General features: G+C 63.4%; 25 protein-coding genes. 15 read left to right on the top strand and 10 right to left on the bottom strand.

Going from position 1 to position 23,404, the window contains the following annotated elements; all coding sequences use genetic code 11:
- Positions 1–6: 6 nt before the first annotated feature.
- Positions 7–444 (top strand): D-erythrulose-4-phosphate isomerase, encoded by a 438-nt coding sequence (gene derI, locus AC1D2G_RS11145; protein WP_477393986.1) that lies wholly within the window; start codon positions 7–9, stop codon positions 442–444.
- Between the two features lie 19 nt (positions 445–463).
- Here derI and dhaL read toward each other — a convergent pair whose 3' ends face one another.
- The 4 genes from dhaL to AC1D2G_RS11125 all read right to left on the bottom strand — a co-directional run bounded on the left by dhaL (position 464) and on the right by AC1D2G_RS11125 (position 4,147).
- Positions 464–1,105 carry a dihydroxyacetone kinase subunit DhaL gene (gene dhaL / locus AC1D2G_RS11140; RefSeq protein WP_457151254.1) on the bottom strand — a complete coding sequence of 214 codons (642 nt, stop codon included), beginning with the start codon at positions 1,103–1,105 and terminating at the stop codon, positions 464–466.
- 82 nt (positions 1,106–1,187) lie between these two features.
- Positions 1,188–2,195: a dihydroxyacetone kinase subunit DhaK gene (locus AC1D2G_RS11135; protein ID WP_477413928.1), complete on the bottom strand. Its 1,008-nt coding sequence runs from the start codon at positions 2,193–2,195 to the stop codon at positions 1,188–1,190.
- A gap of 142 nt (positions 2,196–2,337) precedes the next feature.
- The gene (locus AC1D2G_RS11130) at positions 2,338–3,114 is read right to left on the bottom strand and encodes a GntR family transcriptional regulator (RefSeq protein ID WP_457151256.1); all 777 of its coding nucleotides are present in this window, start codon (positions 3,112–3,114) and stop codon (positions 2,338–2,340) included.
- Positions 3,104–4,147, bottom strand: coding sequence for a Gfo/Idh/MocA family protein (locus AC1D2G_RS11125; protein WP_477413926.1), 1,044 nt, complete (start codon positions 4,145–4,147; stop codon positions 3,104–3,106). The genes AC1D2G_RS11130 and AC1D2G_RS11125 overlap by 11 nt, the downstream gene beginning before the upstream one ends.
- Positions 4,148–4,334: 187 nt before the next feature.
- Here AC1D2G_RS11125 and AC1D2G_RS11120 point away from each other — a divergent pair, with 187 nt between their 5' ends.
- The 10 genes from AC1D2G_RS11120 (at position 4,335) to AC1D2G_RS11075 (ending at position 14,560) form a co-directional block, all read left to right on the top strand.
- Positions 4,335–5,594 carry an ABC transporter substrate-binding protein gene (locus tag AC1D2G_RS11120; RefSeq protein WP_477413924.1) on the top strand — a complete coding sequence of 420 codons (1,260 nt, stop codon included), beginning with the start codon at positions 4,335–4,337 and terminating at the stop codon, positions 5,592–5,594.
- Between the two features lie 100 nt (positions 5,595–5,694).
- Positions 5,695–6,582, top strand: a complete 888-nt coding sequence (locus tag AC1D2G_RS11115; protein WP_095080821.1) for a carbohydrate ABC transporter permease — start codon at positions 5,695–5,697, stop codon at positions 6,580–6,582.
- A gap of 29 nt (positions 6,583–6,611) precedes the next feature.
- Positions 6,612–7,466 carry a carbohydrate ABC transporter permease gene (locus AC1D2G_RS11110; protein ID WP_477226417.1) on the top strand — a complete coding sequence of 285 codons (855 nt, stop codon included), beginning with the start codon at positions 6,612–6,614 and terminating at the stop codon, positions 7,464–7,466.
- Between the two features lie 64 nt (positions 7,467–7,530).
- Entirely contained in the window at positions 7,531–8,574 is a 1,044-nt protein-coding gene (locus AC1D2G_RS11105) for an SIS domain-containing protein (RefSeq protein WP_477413922.1), read from the top strand.
- Positions 8,574–9,503, top strand: a complete 930-nt coding sequence (locus AC1D2G_RS11100; RefSeq protein ID WP_477300940.1) for an ROK family protein — start codon at positions 8,574–8,576, stop codon at positions 9,501–9,503. The genes AC1D2G_RS11105 and AC1D2G_RS11100 overlap by 1 nt, the downstream gene beginning before the upstream one ends.
- 4 nt (positions 9,504–9,507) lie before the next feature.
- Positions 9,508–10,599, top strand: a complete 1,092-nt coding sequence (locus tag AC1D2G_RS11095) for an ABC transporter ATP-binding protein (RefSeq protein ID WP_477413920.1) — start codon at positions 9,508–9,510, stop codon at positions 10,597–10,599.
- Positions 10,600–10,809: 210 nt separating this feature from the next.
- Positions 10,810–11,808 carry an ABC transporter ATP-binding protein gene (locus AC1D2G_RS11090; protein WP_477413918.1) on the top strand — a complete coding sequence of 333 codons (999 nt, stop codon included), beginning with the start codon at positions 10,810–10,812 and terminating at the stop codon, positions 11,806–11,808.
- A 7-nt stretch (positions 11,809–11,815) separates the two neighbouring features.
- Entirely contained in the window at positions 11,816–12,685 is an 870-nt protein-coding gene (locus AC1D2G_RS11085; RefSeq protein ID WP_477413916.1) for an ABC transporter permease, read from the top strand.
- Entirely contained in the window at positions 12,682–13,476 is a 795-nt protein-coding gene (locus AC1D2G_RS11080) for an ABC transporter permease (protein WP_477413914.1), read from the top strand. Before AC1D2G_RS11085 ends, AC1D2G_RS11080 begins: the two co-directional genes overlap by 4 nt.
- Positions 13,477–13,513: 37 nt before the next feature.
- On the top strand, positions 13,514–14,560 hold the full coding sequence (locus AC1D2G_RS11075) for an extracellular solute-binding protein (protein ID WP_477413912.1): 1,047 nt from the start codon (positions 13,514–13,516) through the stop codon (positions 14,558–14,560).
- Positions 14,561–14,635: 75 nt separating this feature from the next.
- Here the strand turns inward: AC1D2G_RS11075 and AC1D2G_RS11070 are convergent, their stop codons facing one another.
- A complete protein-coding gene (locus tag AC1D2G_RS11070; protein ID WP_095080829.1) occupies positions 14,636–15,337 on the bottom strand; it encodes a GntR family transcriptional regulator in 702 nt (233 codons plus the stop codon).
- 144 nt (positions 15,338–15,481) lie between these two features.
- Between AC1D2G_RS11070 and AC1D2G_RS11065 the strand changes: the two genes are divergently transcribed.
- Genes AC1D2G_RS11065 through AC1D2G_RS11055 form a run of 3 tightly spaced genes read left to right on the top strand, consistent with a single transcriptional unit; the run spans position 15,482 to position 18,204 of the window.
- Positions 15,482–16,366 carry a fumarylacetoacetate hydrolase family protein gene (locus AC1D2G_RS11065; protein WP_477413910.1) on the top strand — a complete coding sequence of 295 codons (885 nt, stop codon included), beginning with the start codon at positions 15,482–15,484 and terminating at the stop codon, positions 16,364–16,366.
- Positions 16,367–16,393: 27 nt separating this feature from the next.
- On the top strand, positions 16,394–17,668 hold the full coding sequence (locus AC1D2G_RS11060) for a metal-dependent hydrolase family protein (protein ID WP_477413909.1): 1,275 nt from the start codon (positions 16,394–16,396) through the stop codon (positions 17,666–17,668).
- Between the two features lie 5 nt (positions 17,669–17,673).
- Positions 17,674–18,204, top strand: coding sequence for a DUF5943 domain-containing protein (locus AC1D2G_RS11055; protein ID WP_477413907.1), 531 nt, complete (start codon positions 17,674–17,676; stop codon positions 18,202–18,204).
- A gap of 23 nt (positions 18,205–18,227) precedes the next feature.
- Here the strand turns inward: AC1D2G_RS11055 and AC1D2G_RS11050 are convergent, their stop codons facing one another.
- Positions 18,228–18,563: a hypothetical protein gene (locus AC1D2G_RS11050; RefSeq protein ID WP_477225853.1), complete on the bottom strand. Its 336-nt coding sequence runs from the start codon at positions 18,561–18,563 to the stop codon at positions 18,228–18,230.
- 347 nt (positions 18,564–18,910) lie between these two features.
- On the opposite strand from AC1D2G_RS11050, the gene AC1D2G_RS11045 reads away from it, so the two are divergent.
- Positions 18,911–20,341, top strand: a complete 1,431-nt coding sequence (locus AC1D2G_RS11045) for a DHA2 family efflux MFS transporter permease subunit (RefSeq protein ID WP_477413905.1) — start codon at positions 18,911–18,913, stop codon at positions 20,339–20,341.
- Between the two features lie 87 nt (positions 20,342–20,428).
- Here AC1D2G_RS11045 and AC1D2G_RS11040 read toward each other — a convergent pair whose 3' ends face one another.
- Genes AC1D2G_RS11040 through AC1D2G_RS11025 form a run of 4 tightly spaced genes read right to left on the bottom strand, consistent with a single transcriptional unit; the run spans position 20,429 to position 23,401 of the window.
- Complete coding sequence (locus AC1D2G_RS11040; RefSeq protein WP_477414118.1) at positions 20,429–20,884, bottom strand: MaoC/PaaZ C-terminal domain-containing protein; 456 nt, start codon at positions 20,882–20,884, stop codon at positions 20,429–20,431.
- Positions 20,881–21,954: a Gfo/Idh/MocA family protein gene (locus AC1D2G_RS11035; RefSeq protein ID WP_477414116.1), complete on the bottom strand. Its 1,074-nt coding sequence runs from the start codon at positions 21,952–21,954 to the stop codon at positions 20,881–20,883. The genes AC1D2G_RS11040 and AC1D2G_RS11035 overlap by 4 nt, the downstream gene beginning before the upstream one ends.
- The gene (locus AC1D2G_RS11030) at positions 21,950–22,279 is read right to left on the bottom strand and encodes an L-rhamnose mutarotase (protein WP_477413903.1); all 330 of its coding nucleotides are present in this window, start codon (positions 22,277–22,279) and stop codon (positions 21,950–21,952) included. Before AC1D2G_RS11030 ends, AC1D2G_RS11035 begins: the two co-directional genes overlap by 5 nt.
- A gap of 9 nt (positions 22,280–22,288) precedes the next feature.
- A complete protein-coding gene (locus AC1D2G_RS11025; RefSeq protein WP_477413901.1) occupies positions 22,289–23,401 on the bottom strand; it encodes a mandelate racemase/muconate lactonizing enzyme family protein in 1,113 nt (370 codons plus the stop codon).
- Between the last annotated feature and the right edge of the window lie 3 nt (positions 23,402–23,404).

Raw genomic sequence — 23,404 nt, 5'->3', positions numbered from 1 at the left:
CATGCCATGAAAATAGCACTCGGAGCCGATAGCGCCGGCAAACCGCTGCTCGACGTCATCGCCAAGCATCTCGCCACGAAGCCGGAGCTGCAGGTGATTGATCTTAGCCAGGCCGGATTCTACGCCGATATCGCCGCCAAGGTCGGTCACGAAATTCTGGACGGCAACTACGACCGGGCCATCCTGTTCTGCGGTACCGGCATTGGCGTCAGCATCTCCGCCAACAAAGTCCCGGGAATTCGCGCCGCATTAACCCACGATACCTATTCCGCCGAGCGCGCCGCCAAGTCCAACAACGCACAGATCATCACCATGGGCGCCCGGGTCATCGGTCCCGAACTGGCGAAATCAATCGCCGACGCATGGCTGGCCTCGGAGTTCGATCCGAACGGCCCCTCCGCCGCAAACGTGCAGGCCATCGACAAGCTCGACAGCAAGCGCTGAAGGCGGGACTCGCTCCTGATCAGCCGGTCAGGGTGACCCGCATCGCCTCGATCACGGTTACGGCGGACGCGGCGCCTGGATCCATATGGCCAAGCGAGCGTTCGCCGAGGCGTGACGCCCGGCCCTTGGCGGCGATCATCGCCTTGGTCGCTTCCGCGCCTGCCTTCGCCGCCTGGGCAGCAGCCTCGAGACTGCCCGCCAGACCCTTGCCGGAGGCCAGCGCCTCGCCCGCCGCCTGCGCTGCCGGACCCCATGCATCCACCATGGTCTTTTCGCCCGGCTCGGCCTTGCCGCGATCCTGAATGCCCTTGGCCATGGCCTGGAACATTGCGACCGCGTCGGCATCGTCGAGCGACGTCTTGCCCTTCACGGCTGCCGCGCCGCGCATGAACGCAGTGGCATAGAGCGGACCCGAGGAGGCGCCGACGGCATTCAGAAACGACTTTGCCGCGGTGTTCAGCAAGGTGGTCGGATCGGTGGCTCCGGTGTCCAATGCCGCTACCGCATCGCGTGCTGCGGAGAATCCGAGCTCCATCGCAATGCCGTGGTCGGCGTCGCCGATAATGCCGTCAAGCGCGCACAGCCGGTCCCTGTCGGCTGACATCGCGTCCGCGATGGCCGCGAACATGCCGGCAAGGCGGGCTGTATCGATTGTCGTCATGTCTTTGTCCCTTGCCGCTGAAGGTCTATTGTTTGACCATGAACTTTTCCGAAAACCGGAACCCACTTTTCGGGATCATGGTCTAGCCGGCGCGAAACATGGCGCAGTCGCAGGGGTGGTCGAGCATCGCCTGCAACTCGCCGTCCAGCCGATGTAGCGTGATGGAGGCCCCGGCCATTTCGAGTGAGGTGCAGTAGTTGCCGACCCAGGTTGCGTGAATGGATACACCGATGTCATCAAGCCGGCGCTTCACCCGCCGGTTCATGATGTAGAGTTCCATCAGCGGCGTCGAACCGAGCGAATTGACGAGCACGGCGACCTTGTCGCCGCGTGCCGGCGCCATCTCGTCGAGGATCTTGTCCAGCATCTCGTCGGTGATCTCGTCGGCCGTTTTCAGTTTTCCGCGCGCGATGCCGGGCTCACCGTGGATGCCCATCCCGATCTCCATCTCGTCAGGCCCGATCTCGAAATTCGGCCGGCGGGTCTGCGGCAGCGAACAGGGCGACAGCGCGACGCCCATGGTGAAGGTGTGGTCGTTGGCCTTCCCGGCGATGCGCTCGCATTCGTCGAAGGACAGCATCTGGTCGCAGGCAGCACCGGCCGCCTTGAAGATGAAGAAATTGCCGGCGACGCCGCGCCTCTTGTGCCGCTGGTCGCGCGGTGCCGAGGCGACGTCGTCGGTGCTCAGTACCGTGCGCACCTCGATGTCGTCCATATCAGCCATCTCGGCCGCCATGTCGAAATTCATCACGTCGCCGGCATAGTTGCCGTACATGAACAGGACGCCGGCGCCCCCACTGACCGCCTTGGCGCATTCGAGGATCGGGTCTGGCGGCGGCGAGGCGAAGACGTTGCCGATGGCCGCCGCATCGGCCAGGCCCTTGCCGACGAAGCCAAGAAAGCTCGGCTCGTGCCCCGAGCCGCCGCCGATGACGAGGCCCACCTTGCCTTGGCGCGGTCCGTCGCGGGCGATGATCGAGCGTGAACTGCCGTCGACGCTCTTGAGATGGCGGGGATGCGCGGCCAGGATGCCTTCCAGCATTTCGTCGACGGCGCGGTTGCCGTCATTGATGATCTTCTTGGTCTGCACCCGCAGCCTCCCGATTTCGATATTTTTGCAGATAGTACCGGGTGTTATCGGGATTTCCACCCGGCAAAAAGCATTTCACGCGTTGCGGTGTTCGCGCGCCGCCGTTGTTGACAAGCATGCCTGGACGGTTGCGATCCGGCGGCTAGCCAGCGGCGCGCCCCGCCGACCTGCCTGTCCGCGAAAACGACGTGCGAAGGCGATAGCGGTCGCCGGCATATCGGATCGTCGACGACAGCAGCGGCCGGCCGGTCGCATCGACGATGAGCTGACGCATCACCAGGGTGGATTTGCCGACGTCGATGTCGAGGTGGCGCGCGAGGGTAGGATCGGCGCCGCGCGCCTCGATCGTGGTTTCGGCGCGCGCCAGATCAACGCCGGCGTCGATCAGCAGGCCGAACAGCGAAGCGGTGCGGAAGTCGACACGGCTGAGATCGGGGACAAGGGCGAGGGCGAAGAACGAGGTGTCGACGGCGACCGGAACCTGGTCGAGGCGGCGGATCCTTTCCAGGTGGAACAGCGTCGCGCCGGGCGCGATCGACAGCTCCTCGGCCTCGTCCAGCGAGGCAGGTGCTTCCTCGGCGCGCAACACGTCGGAGGAGGGCGCCAGGCCGAGACGCCTGGCGGTCTCGCTGAAGGATTCCAGCGTGTTGGGAAACTCCTTCGGCACCTTGGCCGAAACATACCAGCCGCGCCCATGCGAAGGGGTCAGCACACCTTCCTCGACAAGGCTTTGCAGGGCCCTGCGCAAGGTCACCCTGCTGATCGACATGCGCGTGAACAGATCGCGCTCGGGCGGCAGCCGCGCGCCCGAAGCAAGCTTGCCGGCGGCGATCTCCTGCAGGATCGCATCGGCCGCTTGTCGCCAGAGCGGTTCGGGTCCGTCCGACTGCAGTGGCGAGCCCTCCATTTCAGTTACCATCTGCCCTGATCTTTTCCCAGACGCCCGTTCGCATCGAACGGTAGCAGGCGTCAATTACCTGGTTGACGATGACCCCATCCTTGAAGGTTTCCAGTGGCGTCGTCCCAGCCGCGAAGTGTTCCACAAAATGCCGCATCTGTTGTGAAAAACCGTAGGCCCTGGTCTCCTCGGGCACCGGATAGACCCAGCCGGTCTCGGAATCCGCCTTCTCGACGAGGTAGCCCACCGGCTTTTCGATAAAACCCCAGACCGGGCCGACGGATGTGTCGGTGACGATGCGGCCGGCCGAGCCGACCAGTTCGTGGCGAAGCTGCATGCCGCCTTTTTCGATCCACGACGATTCGATCGTCGCGAGCTGGCCGCCGGCGAATTTCAGCAGCGCGATCGCCGTGTCTTCCCCGGTTGTCTTATCACCGTGGACCAGCGTCGCGCCCCACGCCATCACCTCGGTGATCTCGTTGTCCTTGCCGAAGAAGTGGCGGGCGCTTTCGACGGTGTGGCAGCCCATGTCGAGCAGGGCGCCACCACCGGCAAGCTCGGCGTTCCAGAAATGCGGCGCGTGCGGCCCCGAATGTGCTTCCCGGGCGCGCATGGTGAGGAGATTGCCGATACCGCCCGCCTGTATCATCTGGTGGGCCTTGGCGATGTTGGGGGAAAACACGGCGCATTCTGCATAGCCATGCCAGATGCCGGCACGCTGGACGATATCGAGGATTTCCTGCGCTTCCTTGCCCGTGCGCGCCAATGGCTTGGTGCAGATGACGGCCTTGCCGTGCCTGGCAGCGATCCTAACGGCTTCGAGGTGGATCTCGTTGGGCAGCGCGATCACCACGAGCTCGACCGCCGGATCGGCGCACAGGGCGTCGATATCCCTGTGGGCGGTGACCTTTGGACCCCACTTTTTCGCGAAGGCTTCGGCGCGCTCGAAGCTGCGCGAGGAGCAGGCCACGAGTTCGGCGTTGCGTACGTCGAGCAGTGAGTCCGCATAGGTCTCGGCGATAAAACCCGAGCCCAGAATTCCAACTCCAATCATCAAGTCCTCCCAAATTTCTTGCCGTCGGTTTGGTGGTGCCCAGTTCGGACAACGACTATGCAACAGGAAAAGACAACACAATACCACTTGTCACAATATGTATCAGTAGGTATGGTCCCAGGCAACAGTGCAAAATCGTGAATCCACACGGGGCACCATCTTGAGGGAGAGCAGGAAAATGCGTTCCATGCGTGTATCGATCCCGCTGGCGGCGACGCTTGGCGTGATGTTTTCAGGCGGCGTAGGCGCCGCTTTTGCCGACCCGGTTACGATCACCTTGAACAGCTGGCGGACCGAGGACATCGCGGTCTGGCAGGACACCATCCTGCCCGCCTTCGAAGCCAAGCATCCCGACATCAAGGTCGAATTCGCGCCGATCAACACCAATGAATACAACGCCGCCATCCAGTCGCAGATCGAAGGCGGCGCCGGCAGCGACCTGATCACCTGCCGCCCCTTCGACGTGAATCGCGAATGGATCAAGCGCGGCTATTTCGAGTCCCTGGAAGGGCTGCCGGGCCTGGAAAACTTCGACAAGACGTCCCGCGCCGCTTGGTCGGGCGCCGACGACAAGGCCTACTGTCTGCCGGTCGCCGCCGTGCTCGCCGGCTTCTACTACAACGCCGACATCTTCAAGGAACTGGGTTTGAAGGTGCCGACCACCAGCGCCGAGTTCATCGATGTGCTGCAGGCGATCAAGAAGGACGGCCGCTATACGCCGCTGGCTTACGGCTCGGCCGAATCCTGGCAACTCGCCTATAACGGCCTCTACAGCATCGGTCCGGCCTACTGGAAGGGCGAGGAGGGCCGGCTCGGCCTGATCGACGGCAAGAAGAAACTGACCGACCCCGAATTCGTCGATGCCATCGCCGCCTTCGAAGCCTGGAAGCCGTTCCTGCCGGCAGGGCAGGAGAGCCTGAACTATGCCGACATGACGCAGCTGTTCACGCTCGGCAAGGCGGCCATCCTCCCCGACGGTTCATGGGACATCAACCAGGCGACCTCGACCGGCCTCAATATCGGCGTGTTCGGTCCGCCGGTGCCGAAGGCGGGCGGCCAGCGCTACCTGCAGGAGATGCCGGACATGGGCATCGGCATCAATGCCAAGAGCACGCACAAGGAAGCGGCCAAGACCTTCCTCGACTGGGTCGCCGGACCCGAATTCCAGGAGCTCTATGTCAACGCCGCCCCCGGCTTCTTTGCCATGAGCAGCAAGCCGGTCACCTACAAGAACAAGCTGGCGCAGGATTTCGCCGACCTCAAGAAAGGCGCTGAGCTGACACCGCGGCTGGCGCTGGATCGCCTGAGCGCCGGCACGCCGCCGCTCGACGACGAGACCTGGCGTCTGCTGCAGGTGATGTTCACCAAGTCGGACGTCACGCCTCAGCAGGTCGCCACCGAGCTTCAGACCGGGCTCGCCTCTTGGTACGGACCGCAGAAGAAGTAATCCGGGAACGCCTTGCGCATGTCTTGCCAGCCGGCGAGGCATGCGCGAAGCCTTCGGGCACGCCGGCACATCCATGCCGGCGTGAACAAGAGGTCATCAATTGATATCTCCCGCTGCCGCCTACAGAAACCTGTTGCTGTTCGTGCTGCCGGCCCTGGCCGTCTACCTGGTCTTTGCCGTGCTGCCGCTGGCGACCTCGATCGTAATGAGCTTCTTCCAGACCAGTGGCGCCTCTGGCGACACCTTTGTCGGCCTCGCCAATTACGAGCGCCTGTTCACGCATCCGACGATCAGCGCCCGCTTCTGGAACGCGCTTTTGAACAACATGCAGTATTTCGCCATCCATCTCATTGTCGAAGTGCCGATGGGCCTGCTGCTGGCGGCGTTGCTGACGTCAGGAAAACTGGCACGGTCGGAAGGCATCTACCGCACCTTGCTGTTCATACCGGCGACGCTGTCGGTGGTCATTGTCGGCTTCGTCTGGCGCCTGATCATCAACCCGCTCTGGGGCCTGGTCGGTTTTCCGCTGCTGGGCACGGAATCGACCGCACTCACCACGATTTCGCTGATGTCGGTCTGGCAGTATTTCGGCATTCCTATGGTCTTCCTCTACAGCGCCCTGCTGGCGGTCCCCAACGAGCTCGTCGAAGCCGCCAATATCGATGGCGCTGGCGGCTGGACGACGTTCTGGAAGATCAAGTTTCCGCTGATCGCGCCGCAATTCGGCCTGATCGCGATCCTGACCTACATCTGGACGTTCAACGGCTTCGACCTGGTGTTCGCGCTCAACGGATCGGCGCCCGGACCCAACTACAGCACCGACATCCTCGGCACCTATTTCTACCGGACCTTCTTCGGTTCGAGCGGGCAGCTTGCCGATCTCGACCTGGGTGCCGCGGTCGCGACGATCATCTTCCTCACGGTTCTGTTGGTGACGTCGGTCTATTTCTGGCTGATCCAGCGCCGCCTGAAATCCTATTCGGTCTAGGAGCTGATATGAGCGCCCCGGACCTCACCATGCCAGTTGCCCGCCGCCGCCAGGACCGCGAGCCCTGGACGCTGGAGCGCATCATCGTCCACGCGCTGCTGATCCTTTTTGTCCTGCTTGCCATAGGGCCGGTGCTGATCGTCATCATCAATTCGCTGAAGACGACGCCGGCGATCTTCGGTGGCCCGTTCGACCTGCCGACGGCCAAGACCTTCAGCCTCGAAGGCTACAAGCGGGTCTTCACGCGCGGCAATTTCATCGTCAACTACCGCAACAGCCTGATCGTCACGGTGACGACGATCGTGCTGACGGTGGTCCTGTCGACGCTCGCCGCCTTCGCCCTGGTCGAATATCGCGTGCGGGTCGCCTCGCTGCTCGCTGGCCTGTTCGTGCTCGGCATCATGTTGCCGATCCGGCTCGGCACGATCCCGCTCATCCAGATGATGCTCGCCTGGAAGCTGATGGATACGCTGGCGGCCCTCATCCTCGTCTACACCGCCATGAGCATCCCGATCGCGGTAACGCTGATGGTCACATATTTCCGCACCGTTCCGACAGATCTCAAGGAAGCAGCGCGCATGGATGGCGCAAGCGAGCTGCGCACCTTCTGGATCGTGCTGCCTTTGGTCAGGCCCGGCCTCGCCGCGGTGGCCGCGCTGACCATGCTGCCGGTCTGGAACGACCTCTGGTTCCCGCTGATCCTGGCTCCAAGCCGGCAGAACCAGACGGTGACGCTCGGCGTGCAGCAATTCGTCGGCCAGTTCATGAACGACTACCCCGCACTTCTCGCCGCGCTGACGCTTGGCGCGGTGCCACTCGTCCTGCTGTTCACCCTGTTCTCGCGGCAGTTCATCAGCGGCCTGAGCAAGGGCTACAGCAAATAGCCGGACGTCATGGCCGACAGATTTTCGCAAGACTTCTACAATTTCGAACTGATGGAACATCAAGATGCAGATAGGCAAATACATCCGCCGGCAGCCCTCGACCCTGACCGGGCTGCCCGCCGCCATCGGCGCGGATCTGGATCGGTTCGCCAGCCTGCGCCAGAAGCCGCAGCGCATCGTGCTGCTCGGCACCGGCTCCTCGATGAATGCGCTGCTGGCTGGCGCTGAAGCGCTGGAGGAGGGGACGGGCGCCTCGGTGATCGCCAAGGAGCCGGAGGCTTTCCTGCGCTTGCCGCCCAAGGCATCGGACCAGCGGACGCTGGTTCTGGCCGCCTCGCAGTCCGGCATGAGCATCACCACGATCGAAGCGGTGCGCCTGGCGGTGGCGCGCGGGTTTCCCACCCTTGTCATCACTGGTGAGGAGGGCAGCCTGATTACCGAGACCGGTGCCGAGGTGATCGTCATGCCGATCGGCCCGGAGACGGTCGGCCCGAAGACCATGGGCTATACCGCCACCGTCATCTCGGTGCTGGCGGTTGCCGCCAAGCTAGCCAACAAGACGGTCGATCTGTCGAAGCTTCTCGGACAACTGGAGCAGACAGCGGAAACCGGTCTCGCCGCAGCGAAGGATCTGATCACCCGCTTCGGCGTCCCGGATTACATACTGGTCGCCGGACAGGCGACGCATCTCGGCACCGCGCTCGAGGCATCGCTCAAGATCGCCGAGATCAGCGGCGTGCCGACAGCCGCCTTCGACACCGAGGAGGCTTTGCATGGGCATGTCTATGGCACGACGGACAACAGCCTGGTGATCGCCATCGCGCAGACCGAGGCCGAGGCGAAGGTCGCCGCCAATCTTGGCGAGGCTCTGGCCGAACTCGGACCGCGAACAGTCGTCCTCAACCTCTCCGGCCATCCGACCCGCTTCGACCTCGATGTCAGCTGGCCGACCGAGCCGGAACAGCAATGGCTCGCCGGTTGCTGGGCGCCGATCCCGTTGCAATGGTATGGCTGCGAACTGGCGATCGCGCGTGGCATCGATCCAGACAAGATGATCTATCCCAATCTCGGACGCAGGCTCAACGTGCGCATACGCAAGGAGGCCTGATGGTAACCGCGATCGGAATCGACATTGGCGGCAGCCTGGTCAAGCTCGGCGCCGTCGACGGTTCGGGCAAGGTGCTGGCGCGCGGCGCTGTCCCGGTGCATCGGGATATCGAGTTCGCGGATTTCGTCCATCTGGTCACCAAGGCCACCGACGAGCTGACGCGGCAGTATCCGGACATCACGGCCATCGGCATTGGTGTGCCGGGCACGCCAAATCCCGAGACCGGTATGCTGAATGGCCGATGCCCGGCGATCCCGGCGCTGTTGAAGGGTTCGCTGTCAAGACTGTTCGGCATCCGCTTCGGCGTCCCGGCCATCGTCCGCAACGATGCCGTCTGCGCCACCCATGGCGAGATGCGGCACGGCGCCGGTCGTCCCTTCTCCCGCTTTGCGCTGCTGACGCTCGGCACCGGCATTGGCGGCGCCATGGTCATCGACCGCAAGGTGATCGACGGCCCGGACGGGTTGCCGCCACAGCTCGGCTGCATCTCGCTCGATCCGGCCCGCACCGACATTGCCGATCCGGTGCCGGGCATGGTCGAGAACCTCGCCAGCGCCCGCGCGCTCGTCAATCGCTATCGCCAGCTCAAGCCGGACACCGACGCCACCAACGCCGAGACCGTCTGCGATCTTGCCAAGGAAGGCGACCCCATCGCGCTGCAGGTCGTCGACGAGGTGGCGCGCTGGCTCGGTCAGATGATCGGCATCATGTCGAACATGCTCAACATCGAGGCGGCGATCATCGGTGGCGGCCTGGCGCTGGCCGGCCCTTTCTTCACCGATCGTATCGCCCGCAATGTCAGGGATTTCGTGCTGCTCAAGCCCGGCCGGCCACCTTTGATCGTGGCGGTGGAACACGGCAACGACGCCGGCGTGATCGGCGCCGCGGCACTGGCGCTCGACATGTTCGCGCCCACGGCAAGGGAATAGCGCCATGGCAGACGTCGAACTGAGGAAGGTTTCGAAGAGCTTCCAGAATCTGAAGGTCGTGCACGATATCGATCTCGATATCGCAGAGGGCGAATTCGTCGTCCTCGTCGGGCCGTCCGGCTGCGGCAAGTCGACGACGCTGCGCATGGTGGCGGGACTGGACAGGCCGAGCGGCGGCGAGATCCATATCGGCGGCAGGCTGGTCAACAACGTGCAGGCCAGGGATCGCGACATCGCGATGGTCTTCCAGAGCTACGCACTCTATCCGCAGATGACGGTCGTGCAGAACATGGCTTTCGGCCTGCGCATCCGCAAGGTGCCGGACGGCGAGGTGACGCAGCGCATCGCCCGTGTCGCCGACATTCTCGACCTCAGCGAACTGCTGCAGCGTAAGCCTCACCAGTTGTCCGGCGGCCAACGCCAGCGCGTCGCGATGGGCCGCGCGATGGTGCGGCAGCCGAAGGTGTTCCTGTTCGACGAGCCGCTCTCCAACCTCGACGCCAAGCTCAGGGTGAAGATGCGCGCAGAGATCAAGAAGCTGCACCAGATGGTCGCGACCACGACAGTCTATGTCACCCATGACCAGGTCGAGGCGATGACGCTGGCCGATCGCGTCGTGGTGATGAACAAGGGACGCATCGAGCAGATCGGCCCACCCAACGATCTCTATCATGAGCCAGCCAGCCGCTTCGTCGCCGGCTTCATCGGCAGCCCCGGCATGAACTTCTTCAAGTGCCGCCTGGAGGCGCACGGCGACCGGCTCGCGGTCGTGCTCGGTGATGGCACCGCTCTCGCCGTCCCGGCTGCCCGCACCGCACGCTACGCCAGCCATGTCGGGCGCGAACTCGAATTCGGCCTGCGTCCTGAGCATATCACCGAGCAGCGCGAGCGGCCCGACGTCGTCGACATCAAGGCGCCGGTCGAGGTGGTCGAGCCGATGGGCATGGAGACGCTGCTGCATGTGCTGATCGCCGGCGCGGAGGCGACGGCGCGCATCGATCCCGCTTCGACGCCGAAGCCGGGCGAGGTGGCGACGCTCTCGCTCGGCATGGCCCATATGCACCTGCTCGATCCCGACAGTGGCAAGGTGCTCTGAACCTGCCGGCGTACCGTCACGACACGCAAAGGGGTGGGCGCGGAGGATAGCCGGTTCCCTGCCACACTTTCGCGTGTCAGAACGCAAAAACAATATATTATTTGTTGACAAATATAATTTTGGAGCGAATTTTTAGGAACGGTTTCGAATGACCGTGATGGTTCCCAGCAGGCACCGCCATCTCATCGCAGTCCCAGGAATTTGCCCGTCATGATCGACATCCAAAGCGTGTCAAAGTCCTTCGTGACCAGGGACGCCGATCCTGTCCGTGCGCTGAACGAAGTCAGCCTCGAAATCTTCGACAATGAGTTCTTCACCCTGCTTGGCCCGTCCGGTTGCGGCAAGACGACCCTCTTGCGGCTGATAGCCGGCTTCGAGGCGCCGAGCTCGGGCGCCATCCGCATCGCTGGCAGCGATGTCGCCGCCTTGCCGCCGCAGAAACGGCCGGTCAACACGGTGTTCCAGAGCTACGCGCTGTTCCCGCATATGAGCGTCGCCGAGAATGTTGCGTTCGGGCTGGAAATGCAGAACGCGCCGAAATCGCTGATCGACGAGCGGGTCAGGGAAGCACTGGAAATGGTGCGGCTCGAAGGCTTCGCCACGCGCCGCCCGGCGCAACTGTCGGGCGGCCAGCAGCAGCGCGTCGCGGTGGCGCGTGCCCTTGCTCCGAAGCCGAGCGTGCTTTTGCTCGACGAGCCGCTGTCGGCCCTCGACCTCAAGCTGCGCAAGGGCATGCAGAGCGAATTGAAGCGGCTGCAGCGCGAAACCGGCATCACCTTCGTGCTGGTCACCCACGACCAGGAGGAGGCGCTCGCCATGTCCGACAGGATCGCGGTGATGCGCAGTGGCGACGTGCTGCAGGTCGGCACGCCGCGCGACATCTACGACAATCCGCAGGACCGCTTCGTTGCCGATTTCATCGGCGAGTCCAACCTGCTTCCGGGTGCAGCGCTTGGCCGCGACCCTGCAAAGACGATCGTCGTGCGTCCCGAACACATCGTCGTATCACCGGCATCCGATGACGCCACAGGCCACGCCAGAGGAGCGGTGTCAGCCATCACCTTCCTCGGCTCCGACACGCTCTACGAGATTGTCCTGGAAGAGGGAGCAAGGCTGCAGTCGCGCTCGCGCGGCGGTGCGGCATTGGCGACAGGCGACAGGGTCGTCGTCGACTGGGCCTGCGACGTCGAACGCGAACTGGCGAACTGAGGCGGCGATGGGTCCGAACCGCACCTACCTGCTGATCGCACCCGCAATGCTGGTCATCGGCATCTTCATGGTGCTGCCGCTGTTCCTGGCGGTCGCCTATTCGTTCATGACCGCCAACCCCTATGGCGGTGTCACCGCGCCGGCGACATTCGACGCCTATCTCCAGTTCCTGTACCAGCGCGACTTCGACGACAGCCTGGTGTTTTCGCCGAGCTATGCGCTGATCATCCTGCGGTCGATCTACCTCGCCATTGCCACGACCCTTATCTGCCTCGTGCTCGGCCTGCCGGTTGCCTGGTACATCGTCTGCCAGACACCGGAGCGCCGCCGGGTCCTGCTGTTTGCCGTCACGCTGCCATTTTGGATCAACACGTTGATCCGCACCTATTGCTGGATCCTCATCCTGCGCGACGAAGGCCTGGCGAATGGTGCGCTGCGTCATGCCGGGATCATCTCCGATCCGCTGCCGCTGCTCTACAATGACGGGTCGATCCTGCTCGGCCTCGTCTACACCTTCCTGCCCTTCATGGTGCTGCCGATCTATTCGACGCTGGAGCGCATCGACCCGCGTCTGATCGAGGCCGCACACGATCTCTACGCCAGCCGCGCGGCGGTCTTCCGCCGCATCGTCTGGCCGCTGGCGAGACCCGGCGCGCTGGCCGGCGCCACGCTTGTCTTCGCGCCGGCGCTCGGCTCGTTCCTGGCGCCCGACCTGCTTGGCGGCGGCAAGAAGCTTTTGATCGGCAGCCTGATCCAGATGCAGTTCACCTCGTCGCGCAACTGGCCGTTTGGGGCAGCACTTTCGACCGTCGTGACGGTCGTCGTGCTGACGGTCTTCGTCATCCGTTCGCGCAAGGCACAGGAGGGGCGGCGATGAATGGCGCAAAACCCTTCGACTGGCGGCATACGCCCGGCCTGTCGGCCTACACCGCTCTCATATTCCTCTTCTTCTACGCGCCGCTGCTGATCCTGGTAATCTATGCCTTCAACTCGAGCCGGCTGGTCACCGTGTGGGCCGGCTTCAGTTTCAAATGGTTCGTGGCGGTCGCCAACAACGGCTCGATCCGCGACGCTGCCTTCAACAGCGTCATCATCGCGATCGTCGCCACCATCGCCTCGACGGCCATCGCCACGGCCGGCGCGCTGGCACTGGAACGCGGCCGGCTGCGCTTCGGGCGGAGTGCTGCAACGGCGCTGATCGCGATGCCGCTGGTGGTGCCGGAGATCGTCGTGGCGATCACCACGCTGATCTTCTTCTCCGGGCTCGGCATGCATCACGGGCTCATCAACCTGATGATCGCCCACACTGTCTTTTGCATTCCGTTCGCGCTGCTGCCGATCCAGGCGCGGCTGCGCGACATGGGCGGCACGCTGGAGGAGGCTGGCCGCGACCTCTATGCCGACGAATGGCGGCTGTTTCGCCGCGTCACGCTGCCCTTGCTGATCCCGGCGATCTCGGCCGGCGCCATCATGGCCTTCGTCGTGTCGCTCGATGATTTCCTGATCTCGATGATGGTGTCGAGCGCCGGCTCGACCACCTTGCCGGTCTACATCTACGGCATGATGCGGCTTGGCGTGACGCCAGAGGTCAACGCCATCTCCACCATCCTTCTTGCCGTTTCCATCGTCTTCGTCGCAGCGGCGCTGCTCGTCGGACGACGCAAATAAGCTTGCCTAGAAATAAGAAAATCAGAGGAGAACGACCGTGACCAAATGGAAAGAAGGACTTTCAGGAATAGCTTTGGCCACCGCCATCATGGGGGCCATCACCACCACGGCGCTCGCCGGTTCCGGCGAACTGCACATCTACAACTGGACCGACTACACGTCGGACGAGATGATCAAGAAGTTCGAGGCGGAGACCGGCATCAAGGTCACCATCGACACCTACGATTCGAACGAGACCGCGCTCGCCAAGCTGAGCTCGGGTGCGGCCGGCTACGACGTGATGATCATCAGCAACGACTTCGTGCCGATCTTCGTCAAGCAGAAGCTGTTCCAGGAAGTCGATGCGGGGGCGATGCCGAACTTCAAGAACGTCGATCCGAAATGGCAGCACCGGTCCTGGGATCCGGATGCGAAATACACCGTGCCATGGGTGTGGGGCACCACGTCCTATTCGGTCGACACCGCCGTCTACAAGGGCCCGACCGACAGCCTGAAGCCGCTCTTCGATCCTCCGGCGGAGCTCAAGGGCAAGGTCGGCATGTTCGGCTCGCCGACCGAGGTGATGTCGCTGGCGCTGGTCTATCTCGGCAAGGATCAGTGCAACAGCAATCCGGCGGACCTGAAGGAACTCGATGCTTTGCTCGAGGCGCAAAAGCCCTTCGTCAAGGTTTACAATTCCGACGGCATCGTCGAGCGCCAGGTCGCCGGTGAGACGGTCATGCACGAGCAGTGGTCGGGCAAGGCGCTGGCGACACGCCAGCAGAAGTCGACGGTCAAATACGTCTATCCCAAGGAAGGCGTTGTCGGCTGGATGGACAATGTCGCCGTGCCCTCAACCGCGCCCAATGTCGACAACGCCAAGAAGTTCCTCAACTTCCTGATGGATCCCGAAAACATCGCGCTGCAGCAGAAATACACCGGCTACCAGAGCGCGATCGCTGGTTCCAACAAATATCTGGCGGCGGATATTGGCGGCTCGCCGGAGTTCAACCCGCCGGCCGATTTGAAGATCTCTTTTGCGCCGTCATGCGACGAGAAGGCGATCCGCGCTTACGATCGTATCTGGACCAATCTGCGCCAATAGGCTGATGACGCAAAACGCCGCCCGTGCGAACGGGCGGCGTTTTGCCTCCTGTCCGAGGACCTCGAAAGTGAATCGCTACGCCCGCACAATTTTCTCGCGCGCCGGCAGGTCATCGGCTTCGGCCGCCAGCAGGATGTCGGTGGTCACCGCCAGATGCGCCGCCAGCAATTCGGCTGCCTTCTCGGCATTGCGGTCGAGCACGGCATTGGCGAGGTCCTGATGTTCCTTGCTGATGTTGCGGGCATTGGGTGCCAGCGAGACCGAACGGCGGCGGTAGCGCTCGCTCTGGTCGTAAAGCTGGTCACGCAGGCGCAGCAGCCAGCGGCTGTCGCAGCCGCCAACCAGCGCCTTGTGGAAGGCCGCATGCGCGGTCGCCCATTCGTCGCTCGAATGCACCGGATGGTCCGGTGTGTGCTCTGGCGTTCGCGACAGCCGGTGCAGGGCCGCGACCAGCTGCGATTCCCAGGCGACGTCGCCCACCTCGATGGCGCGGCGGATGCACAGCGTTTCGATCTGGATGCGCGTCTTGGTGAGGTCGACCAGATCCTCGGCCGAGATCGGTGCGGCGCGGAAGCCGCGTTGCGGTTCGGCCACGACAAGGCCCTCGGACGTCAGCCGCGACAGCGCTTCGCGGATGGCGCCGAGGCTGACCGACAGCCTGTCGCACAGTTCCTGCACCTTGAGCCGGCTGCCCGGTGCGATGCGGCACGACAAAAGGTCGGCGCGCAAATCCTCATACGCGCCCTGGGTGAGATTGATCGAGCCTTCCCTAGCCATTGGTTCGCCCGCGGCCGAATCTGTCCATCGAATGCCCTCATACATTATCCCAGGCAGGAATCAGAATGCAAAATAATATATTCTATGTTGACAGATATATAATTTCTGAACAAAGTCCAGCCTTCACAAGCGAGGATGTGGCCAGTGCGATTTGCAGCCTATAAATCGCCGCGGGGACCCGGACTGGCAATCGCATTGCCGGCAGGTGAGTTCCGCGGCATCGACGAATGCGATGCGATGTTTCCCGGACGACTGGAGGAACTCATCGCCGAGGGCACGCAGGCGCTGCAGGCGGCAGGCGAGCGGCTGGCCAGCGGACGGCGGATCGATCCTCAAGCGGTCGAGTGGCTGCCGCCGCTATCGGCACCGGGCAAGATCATCTGCGTCGGCCTCAACTATGTCGACCATTCCATCGAGAGCGGCTTCGTGCCGCCGAATTATCCGACCTTGTTCGCCCGCTTCTCGACCAGCCTGATCGGGCATGGCGCGGCCATCCGCCGTCCGGAGGCCTCGATCCAGCTCGACTACGAGGGCGAGATGGTGGCGATCATCGGCAAGGCCGGCCGCCACATTGCCCCCGGCAAGGCACTGAGCCATGTCGCCGGCTACTCCATCTTCAACGACGCCTCGATCCGCGACTTCCAGACCAAGTCGCCGCAGTGGACCGTCGGCAAGAATTTCGACGGCACTGGCTCCTTCGGGCCGATCTTCGTGACATCAGACGAATTGCCGCCGGGCGGCAAGGGGCTGCGCATCCAGACGCGCCTCAACGGCCAGGTCGTCCAGAACGCCTCGACCAGCGACATGATCTTCGATGTCGCCTCGCTGATCTCGATCATCAGTGAAGCGATCACGCTCGAGCCGGGCGATATCCTCGTCACCGGCACGCCGTCCGGCGTCGGCATGGCGCGCAAGCCGCAGCTGTTCATGAAACATGGCGACGTCTGCGAAGTGGAATTGGAAGACGTCGGCATCCTGTCCAATGTCGTTGCCGACGACGTCATCTCAGCGCAAGCCGTCAACCAATAACCCCGCCAACTCCGAAAGGACGATGTCATGACAAGAGTGATGTTTCGAAATGCCATGATTTGGGATGGCACCGGCGCCGATGCCTTTCCAGCCGATCTGCTGGTCGAGAATGGCCGCATCGTCACCATTGCGCGCACGCCCGGCCAATTGTCCGGCGACGGCGCGACGACAGTCGAGTGCCGCGGCATGACGCTGATGCCGGGCCTTGTCGAAGGCCACGCCCACATCTCCTTCGGCGGCGCGATCAAGGATTCCGACCTTGGCCTGATTCCGCCCGAGGAGCATCTTCTGCTGACCATGCGTAACGCCAAGACATTGCTCGACCATGGCTTCACCAGCGCCTACAGCGCCGCGACCTCGAAGCTCAGGCTGGACATCGTCATCCGCAACGAAATCAATGCCGGCCGCTTGCCGGGACCGCGCATGCGCGCCGGCAGTCCGGAAATCACCGTGACCGGCGGCCTCGGCGACGAGCGCCAGCAGCACATGTATCACGAGAGCTTCGGCATGATCGCCGACGGCGTCGAGGAGATAACCAAGGCGGTGCGCCTGTGCTGCCGCGAAGGCGCCGACAACATCAAGATCAACATTTCCGGCGATGATCTGAGCCCGGCGGCGCATGGCGGCCTCACCGTGATGAGCGAGGCCGAAGTGATGACGGCGGTGTCGGTGGCGCGCGACTTCGGCAAGAAGATCAACTGCCATGCCCGCGCCGCGGGTTCGGTGAAGCGCGCGGTGAAGTGCGGCGTCGACGTCATCTATCACTGCGAATCCGCCGACGAGGAAGCGCTCGATGCACTGGAATCGGCCAAGGACCGCATCTTCGTCGGCCCGGCCATCGGCATCATCTACGGCACACTCTACGAGGGCGAGCCCTTCGGCTTCACCCACGAGATGGCGGTCAAGTTCGGCATGCAGCGCATCCTCGACGACAGCCGCAAGGTATACACCGAATTGCGCAAGCGCGGCGTGCGCGCACTGATCGGTGGCGACTATGGTTTCGCGCAGACGCCGCAAGGCACCAACGCGCGCGACCTCAAGCATTTCGTCGACCTGCTCGGCTATTCGCCGAGCGAGGCGCTGCAATGCGGCACGCGCCTCGGCGGCCAGGTGATGGGCCTCGGCGACGAGCTCGGCATGGTCAAGGAAGGCTTCATCGCTGACCTGCTGCTGGTCAATGGCGACCCGCTGAAGGACCTCGACATGATGGTGCATGAGAAGAACCTCGTCGTCATCATGAAGGACGGCGAGCTCTACAAGGACCAGTCGGCCTCGGTCGCCGCGCAGCGCCAAGCGGCCTAGGCATCATGCAGCCCGCGGTTCCGATCGATGTCGACGAGACGAGCGGCATCTGGCGGACCGACGGGCTGCCGATGGTCTACCTGCCCAGGCACTTCCTGGTTAACAATCATCTCGCGGTCGAGGCAGTCCTTGGCCGCGAGGCCTATCGCGCCATCCTGCGCACCGCGACGGCAAAGTCCGCCATCGAATGGTGCGAGGCGCAGGTGCAGGGCAAGGGCCTCGATCCGGAGGCGACGTTCCGCCATTATTTCCAGCGCCTGTCGCAGCGCGGCTGGGGCCAGTTCTCGATCGACACGCTGGATGTGGGCGGGCGCTTCGGCAGCATCAGCCTGAGGAATTCGATCTTCGCGCTGGAGGCCGGGCAGGGGCCAGGCCAGCGCGTCTGCTACATGTTCGAGGGTTTTGTCACCGGCGCCTTCTCGTTCCTGCTCGGTCTTGCGGCACCGACGCAAGTCGAATGCGAGGAGACATACTGCGCCTGTGATGGCCGGCACGACCATTGCCGGTTCGACTTCGCGGAAAGGCGTCCTGCCTGAGGCACGCTACGGCCGGATGAGGGTCAGGGACCGTGGGGGCCGCACAGGTCGAGCGTCCATTGGATGGTTCCGCAATAGTCGCCGGCGTAGCCGTCGTAACTGCCGTAGCCATTGTAGTAGCCGTCTATCCAGCCATCATCGCCGACCCGATCGTCGCCGGTCCAACCGCCGCTGACCCACCCGCCGCGGTGCCCATGTCCACCGCGCACAGCGTGTCGATGCGCGCCACCGTGATGGGCAGCAGTGTGGTGGACACTATGGTGCCTCACGACCGCGGCATTGGCGTCGGTGGTCAACGGGATCGCGCTCGTGGCCAACGCCAGTACGATGGAAGTGATGAATGCTATTTGCCTTTTCATGAGGATGCCTCCTGTTCATGCGAGACATACATGGGGAGGAAAACGACCTCTCACTCGACACGTTCCTTCACGAAATCGGGACGGCATTCGCTGAAACGCAAATGAGCCGGAAAACTCCACGCAACGGCCGTTTGCCGATATCCTCGCAGGGATAGCCGCGGTCAAGATTTGTTGACTTCCATCAAGGCCAAATTGACTACCGCTTGCCTTTTTGTCGGACCATAAGACAGGCCGTGCCGTCGGGTCTCGGCTGGCTGGCGCACACAAGGCAATCTTGCCTTTGAACGCGGATGCGCCAGCTTGGGCTGGAACATATCGCCGCCTGCATGACGGAATTGGCCACAGCATTGGAACAGCCTCAATTTGCCACCGAGCGCGACCCGAGGTTGAGGCTAATCATTCCGATCATCGTCGCCATCGCGTTTCTGATGGAGCAGCTCGATTCCACCATCATCACCACCGCAATCCCGGCCATCGCACGCAGCCTCGACACGACGCCGGTCAGGCTGAACCTGGCGATCACAACTTATATCCTGACCTTGGCCGTGTTCATCCCCGTCAGCGGCTGGTTCGCGGACAGGTTCGGCGCACGAAGAGTGTTCGCGCTGGCGCTTTTCACCTTCACCCTTGGTTCGGCGCTGTGCGGCATCGCCAGCAGTTTCAGCATGCTGCTGGCGATGCGCGCGCTGCAGGGGCTGGGCGGTGCCATGATGACGCCCGTCGGGCGGCTGATCCTGCTGCGCAGCTTTCCGCGCAGCGGCTTGATCACCGCCATGACCTACATGACCTTGCCCGCCATCATGGGACCTGTCATCGGGCCGCTGCTCGGCGGCCTGTTGACCACCTATGCCTCGTGGCGCTGGATATTCTATGTCAACGTGCCGTTCGGCTGCCTTGGCATTGCGGCTGCGCTGCGCTTCGTCGACGATTTCCATGAGGAAGCGGTACGACGTTTCGATTTCGCCGGATTCTTGATGGTGGGATGCGGCGTCGCATTGCTGCAATTCGGGCTGGAGAGCATCGGCCGGCCGATCATCCCTGTCTCGGCGACAGTGCTGGTGCTGGCAGCGGCGGTCCTGCTGCTGCTCGCCTTCGGGCGCTATGCACGCCGCGTCGTCGCGCCTGCAGTCGACCTGACGCTGTTTCGGTTTCGCTCGTTCTGGGTCGGTACGCTCGCCGGCGGCCTGTGCCGTGTCGGCCTCAACGGCGTGCCGTTCCTGTTGCCGCTGATGCTGCAGGTCGGCTTTGGCATGAGCCCGGTCACCTCCGGCTCGCTGACATTCGTCGGCAGCTTCGGCGCCTTGCTCATTCGGCCGCTGCTGTCGCCGCTGTTGCGGCGCTTCGGTTTCAATGTCGTGCTGATCGGCAGCGCGCTTGTCGGCTCCGCCGGTGTGGCGGGCTTCGCCCTGATCGGCGCCGACACGCCACACTGGATGATCGGCCTCTACGTCTTCGTGTTCGGCATCATCCGGTCGGCGCAGTTCATGACCTCCAACACGCTGTCCTACGCCGACCTGCCGGCGGACAAATTGAGCCGCGCCACCAGCCTCGGCGGCGTCCTGCAGCAGCTCAGCGTTTCGCTCGGCGTTTCAATCGCCGCCATGGTGCTGGGTCTGGTTGCCGGGGAAACCCACATCGTGACACCGGAGCGCTTTCATCAGGTGTTCCTGCTGACCGCGATCATCCCGCTGCTGTCCATTCCCGGCTTCCTGTATCTGCGCGCCGAGGACGGCGTGCAGGTCAGCGGCCACGTCCGGAAGGACAATTCTCGCAAATAGGGCGACGAAAGTTATGACGTAGCATCGGGCGCGTATACGGGCATACTTGCATCCACATAGGGAACCATCGTTAGGGTGCCCTGAGCTTCAGCTCTCCGCCGGCTTGCGTTCGACGATGTAGATGTGGTCGGCCGCCAGCACCACTTCGCCGCGCTGGTTGATCACTTCGCAGCGCTCGATGACCCGTCCCGAAGCCGGCCGCTTGGGATCGTCTTCCTTGGCCGCGATGGTGGTGCGCGTGCGGATCGTGTCGCCGATGAACACCGGCTTGATGAAGCGCAGCCGGTCGTAGCCATAGGAAAAGGCGACAGGATTGACGATGGTCGCCGTCAGCCCGATGCCGATCGAGAACACCAGCGTGCCATGCGCGATGCGCTGGCCGAACGGCGTCGTCTTCATGAACTCGGCGTCCATGTGATGCGGGAAGAAATCGCCGGTGTGGCCGGCATGGACGACAAAGTCGGTTTCGGTAATGGTGCGGCCGCTGGTGAGGCGCGACGCACCGATCTCGTAGTCCTCGAAATACTGGATCTGTTCCATCAGGGTCTTTCCGCGATCGGTGTCGCCGGTGCCGCACTCGACTGATAGGCCGCCTCGACCAGCGCCATCGTGCTCCAGGCATCCTCGACCGGACTGATCAGCTTCGCGTCTTCGCCGGCTGCAAAACGCTGGACGTTGGCCATGCGGCCGACGAAGGCATCAGGAAACCACTCGCCGGCCAAGGGCACCGCGACCCAGTCCGTCCCGCCTTTGGGGTAGATTTCCAGCACATCCGGTTCACCGCGCGGATAGTCGAGGTTGAGGCCAAGCTTGAGATAGGCAGCGCCCTCGGTGCCGCAGATGCGGAACTCGCAGGCCTGGTGCCGGCGGCCGAACTTGTGGTCATGGTTGACCGACAGCGCGCAGCGCACGGTGTTGCCATAGTCGAGAATGGCGCTGGTGCGCGTCTGCGCCACCGCATGGTTGGGATGGCCGAGCGTCTTGGCGTGCACGCCTCGGGGGTCACCGAGCAACTGCCGGATCAGGTCGAGATAGTGGATCGAATGCATGGCGATCTCGACGCGTGGCGCCTTGAGCAGGAATTCCCACAGTTCCCACGGCGTCGCCAGCGCCAGCCAGGCGTCGAAGTCGACGATCTCGCCGAGCCAGCCCTTGGCGATGGCGTCCTTGAGCGCCAGCATCATCGGCGCGAAGCGCAACTGGAAGTTCACCGCTGCCTGAAGCTTTTTGGCGCGACAGATTTCGAGGATCGTGGTTGCTTCAGTGAGGTTGCTGCCCATTGGCTTCTGGATCAGCGCCACCGCGCCGTCAGGCAAGGATTTCAGCACATCGGCATGGCGCGACGGCGGCGTCGCAAGGTCGAAGATCGCGCCCTTGACGGCGGCAGCCTCCTCGGCGGAACGAAAGGCTGTCACACCCCAATGGTTGGCCAGCTTTTCAGCTCGAGCATGATCGGGATCGTAAAGCCCGGCGACCGGAAAGCCGGCCTTCCTGTAGGCTGGGAAATGTGCGTCGCCGACAATCGACCCGGCGCCGAAGGTGACGATCGGCCGGGGCGTCGAAGGTTTGGGCCAGAACTGGGCCAGTAAGGCAGGGTCGAAACCGCCTTCAATCATGATGGAAGACCTCGTCCATCGCTGCCCACCATTCGCCTTGCCCGCGCGTCGCCAGCGGTTCCTGGCAAGGCATGCAAACAGCCCACCATTCCTGCGTCTTCGGGTCGGCCGCCATCTTGGCCATGTCGGCCGTGTAGTCGGTGCCGTGATATTCGAACGTGCTGAACAGCAGGTTCTCCGGCCGCTTCAGGTAGATCGAGTAGTTCTTGATGTTGCAGGCCGAGATCATGGTCAGCACGTCCGGCCAGACGGCGGCATGAAGGCGGACATACTCCTCGACCTTTTCCGGCTTCAGGCCCAGAACCATCCCCATCCGCTGCATATCAGTCTCCTATCCGGTGATCGTCGTGGTGAATTCGGCGATGCTCATGGCCCCGACCGCGTCCCAGTCCCAATCGATGCCGATGCCCGGTTCGTCGGGCGCCAGCGCCTGGCCATCCTCGATGCGCATATGCTTGCCGGTCAACTGGTCGAGCTGCGGAATGTACTCGACATAGCGGCCGTTCTGAACTGCGCAGACCAGGCTGACATGCAGTTCCATCAGGAAATGCGGGCAGACCGGAATGTCGAAGGCCTCCGCTGCATGGGCGATCTTGAGCCAGGGCGTGATGCCGCCGATGCGGCCGACATCGACCTGGACGATCGAGCAGGCGCCTTTTTGCATGTATTCGCGGAAATGGCGGATGGAATAGAGCGACTCGCCGATGGCGATCGGCGTCGGCGTTGAATTCGACAACCGCACGTGCCCGTCGATATCGTCGGCCGGCAGCGGCTCTTCGATCCAGGCGAGGTCGAGCTCGCGCAGCCTGGCCGCGCGCCGGATCGCCTCGTCGACAGAGAACCCCTGATTGGCGTCGGTCATGATCTCGTAGCCGTCGCCCACCGCCTTGCGCACCGCCGAGAGGCGGGCAAGATCCTCCGACCCGTGCGGCCTGCCGATCTTCACTTTTGAGCCGCGAAAGCCCTTGGCCTTGGCGGCCAGCGCATCGTCGACCAGCGCCTGAGTCTCGATGTGCAGCCAGCCGCCTTCGGTCGTGTAGAGCGGGCAGCGGTCCTTGGCGCCGCCGGCCAGTTTCCACAGCGGCAGGTTCTGCTTTTTCGCTCGCAGGTCCCACAGCGCCGTATCGATCGCAGCGATCGCGATGGCCGTGATCGCACCGATCGTGGTGGCGTGGGTGGCAAATTCGAGATCGTGCCAGATCGCCTCGATCATATCGGGGTCGCGGCCGATCAGGCGCGACACCAGATGGTCGGACAAGAGCCGCATCACCGACGAGCCGCCAGTGCCGATCGTGTAACTGTAACCGGTGCCGACCGCGCCGTCGGAATCGGTGATCGTCACGATCGGCGTTTCCTGGCTGACGAAGCTCTGGATGGCGTCGGTGCGCTTGACCTTGGGAACAAGGTCCACCATCCGCAGTTCGACTTTCTCGATTCTGGCCATGTC

The organism is Mesorhizobium sp. P2_C7 (assembly GCF_056404515.1).
This window is presented reverse-complemented; position numbering and strand designations above follow the sequence as displayed.

What these genes read in the sequence shown, in the direction of transcription:
- derI (WP_477393986.1), top strand. Translation starts at nt 7, where the DNA reads ATGAAAATAGCACTCGGAGCCGATAGCGCCGGCAAACCGCTGCTCGAC.
- dhaL (WP_457151254.1), bottom strand. Translation starts at nt 1,105, where the DNA reads ATGACGACAATCGATACAGCCCGCCTTGCCGGCATGTTCGCGGCCATC.
- AC1D2G_RS11130 (WP_457151256.1), bottom strand. Translation starts at nt 3,114, where the DNA reads ATGGTAACTGAAATGGAGGGCTCGCCACTGCAGTCGGACGGACCCGAA.
- AC1D2G_RS11125 (WP_477413926.1), bottom strand. Translation starts at nt 4,147, where the DNA reads ATGATTGGAGTTGGAATTCTGGGCTCGGGTTTTATCGCCGAGACCTAT.
- AC1D2G_RS11120 (WP_477413924.1), top strand. Translation starts at nt 4,335, where the DNA reads ATGCGTGTATCGATCCCGCTGGCGGCGACGCTTGGCGTGATGTTTTCA.
- AC1D2G_RS11110 (WP_477226417.1), top strand. Translation starts at nt 6,612, where the DNA reads ATGCCAGTTGCCCGCCGCCGCCAGGACCGCGAGCCCTGGACGCTGGAG.
- AC1D2G_RS11105 (WP_477413922.1), top strand. Translation starts at nt 7,531, where the DNA reads ATGCAGATAGGCAAATACATCCGCCGGCAGCCCTCGACCCTGACCGGG.
- AC1D2G_RS11100 (WP_477300940.1), top strand. Translation starts at nt 8,574, where the DNA reads ATGGTAACCGCGATCGGAATCGACATTGGCGGCAGCCTGGTCAAGCTC.
- AC1D2G_RS11095 (WP_477413920.1), top strand. Translation starts at nt 9,508, where the DNA reads ATGGCAGACGTCGAACTGAGGAAGGTTTCGAAGAGCTTCCAGAATCTG.
- AC1D2G_RS11090 (WP_477413918.1), top strand. Translation starts at nt 10,810, where the DNA reads ATGATCGACATCCAAAGCGTGTCAAAGTCCTTCGTGACCAGGGACGCC.
- AC1D2G_RS11085 (WP_477413916.1), top strand. Translation starts at nt 11,816, where the DNA reads ATGGGTCCGAACCGCACCTACCTGCTGATCGCACCCGCAATGCTGGTC.
- AC1D2G_RS11080 (WP_477413914.1), top strand. Translation starts at nt 12,682, where the DNA reads ATGAATGGCGCAAAACCCTTCGACTGGCGGCATACGCCCGGCCTGTCG.
- AC1D2G_RS11070 (WP_095080829.1), bottom strand. Translation starts at nt 15,337, where the DNA reads ATGGCTAGGGAAGGCTCGATCAATCTCACCCAGGGCGCGTATGAGGAT.
- AC1D2G_RS11060 (WP_477413909.1), top strand. Translation starts at nt 16,394, where the DNA reads ATGACAAGAGTGATGTTTCGAAATGCCATGATTTGGGATGGCACCGGC.
- AC1D2G_RS11055 (WP_477413907.1), top strand. Translation starts at nt 17,674, where the DNA reads ATGCAGCCCGCGGTTCCGATCGATGTCGACGAGACGAGCGGCATCTGG.
- AC1D2G_RS11050 (WP_477225853.1), bottom strand. Translation starts at nt 18,563, where the DNA reads ATGAAAAGGCAAATAGCATTCATCACTTCCATCGTACTGGCGTTGGCC.
- AC1D2G_RS11030 (WP_477413903.1), bottom strand. Translation starts at nt 22,279, where the DNA reads ATGCAGCGGATGGGGATGGTTCTGGGCCTGAAGCCGGAAAAGGTCGAG.
- AC1D2G_RS11025 (WP_477413901.1), bottom strand. Translation starts at nt 23,401, where the DNA reads ATGGCCAGAATCGAGAAAGTCGAACTGCGGATGGTGGACCTTGTTCCC.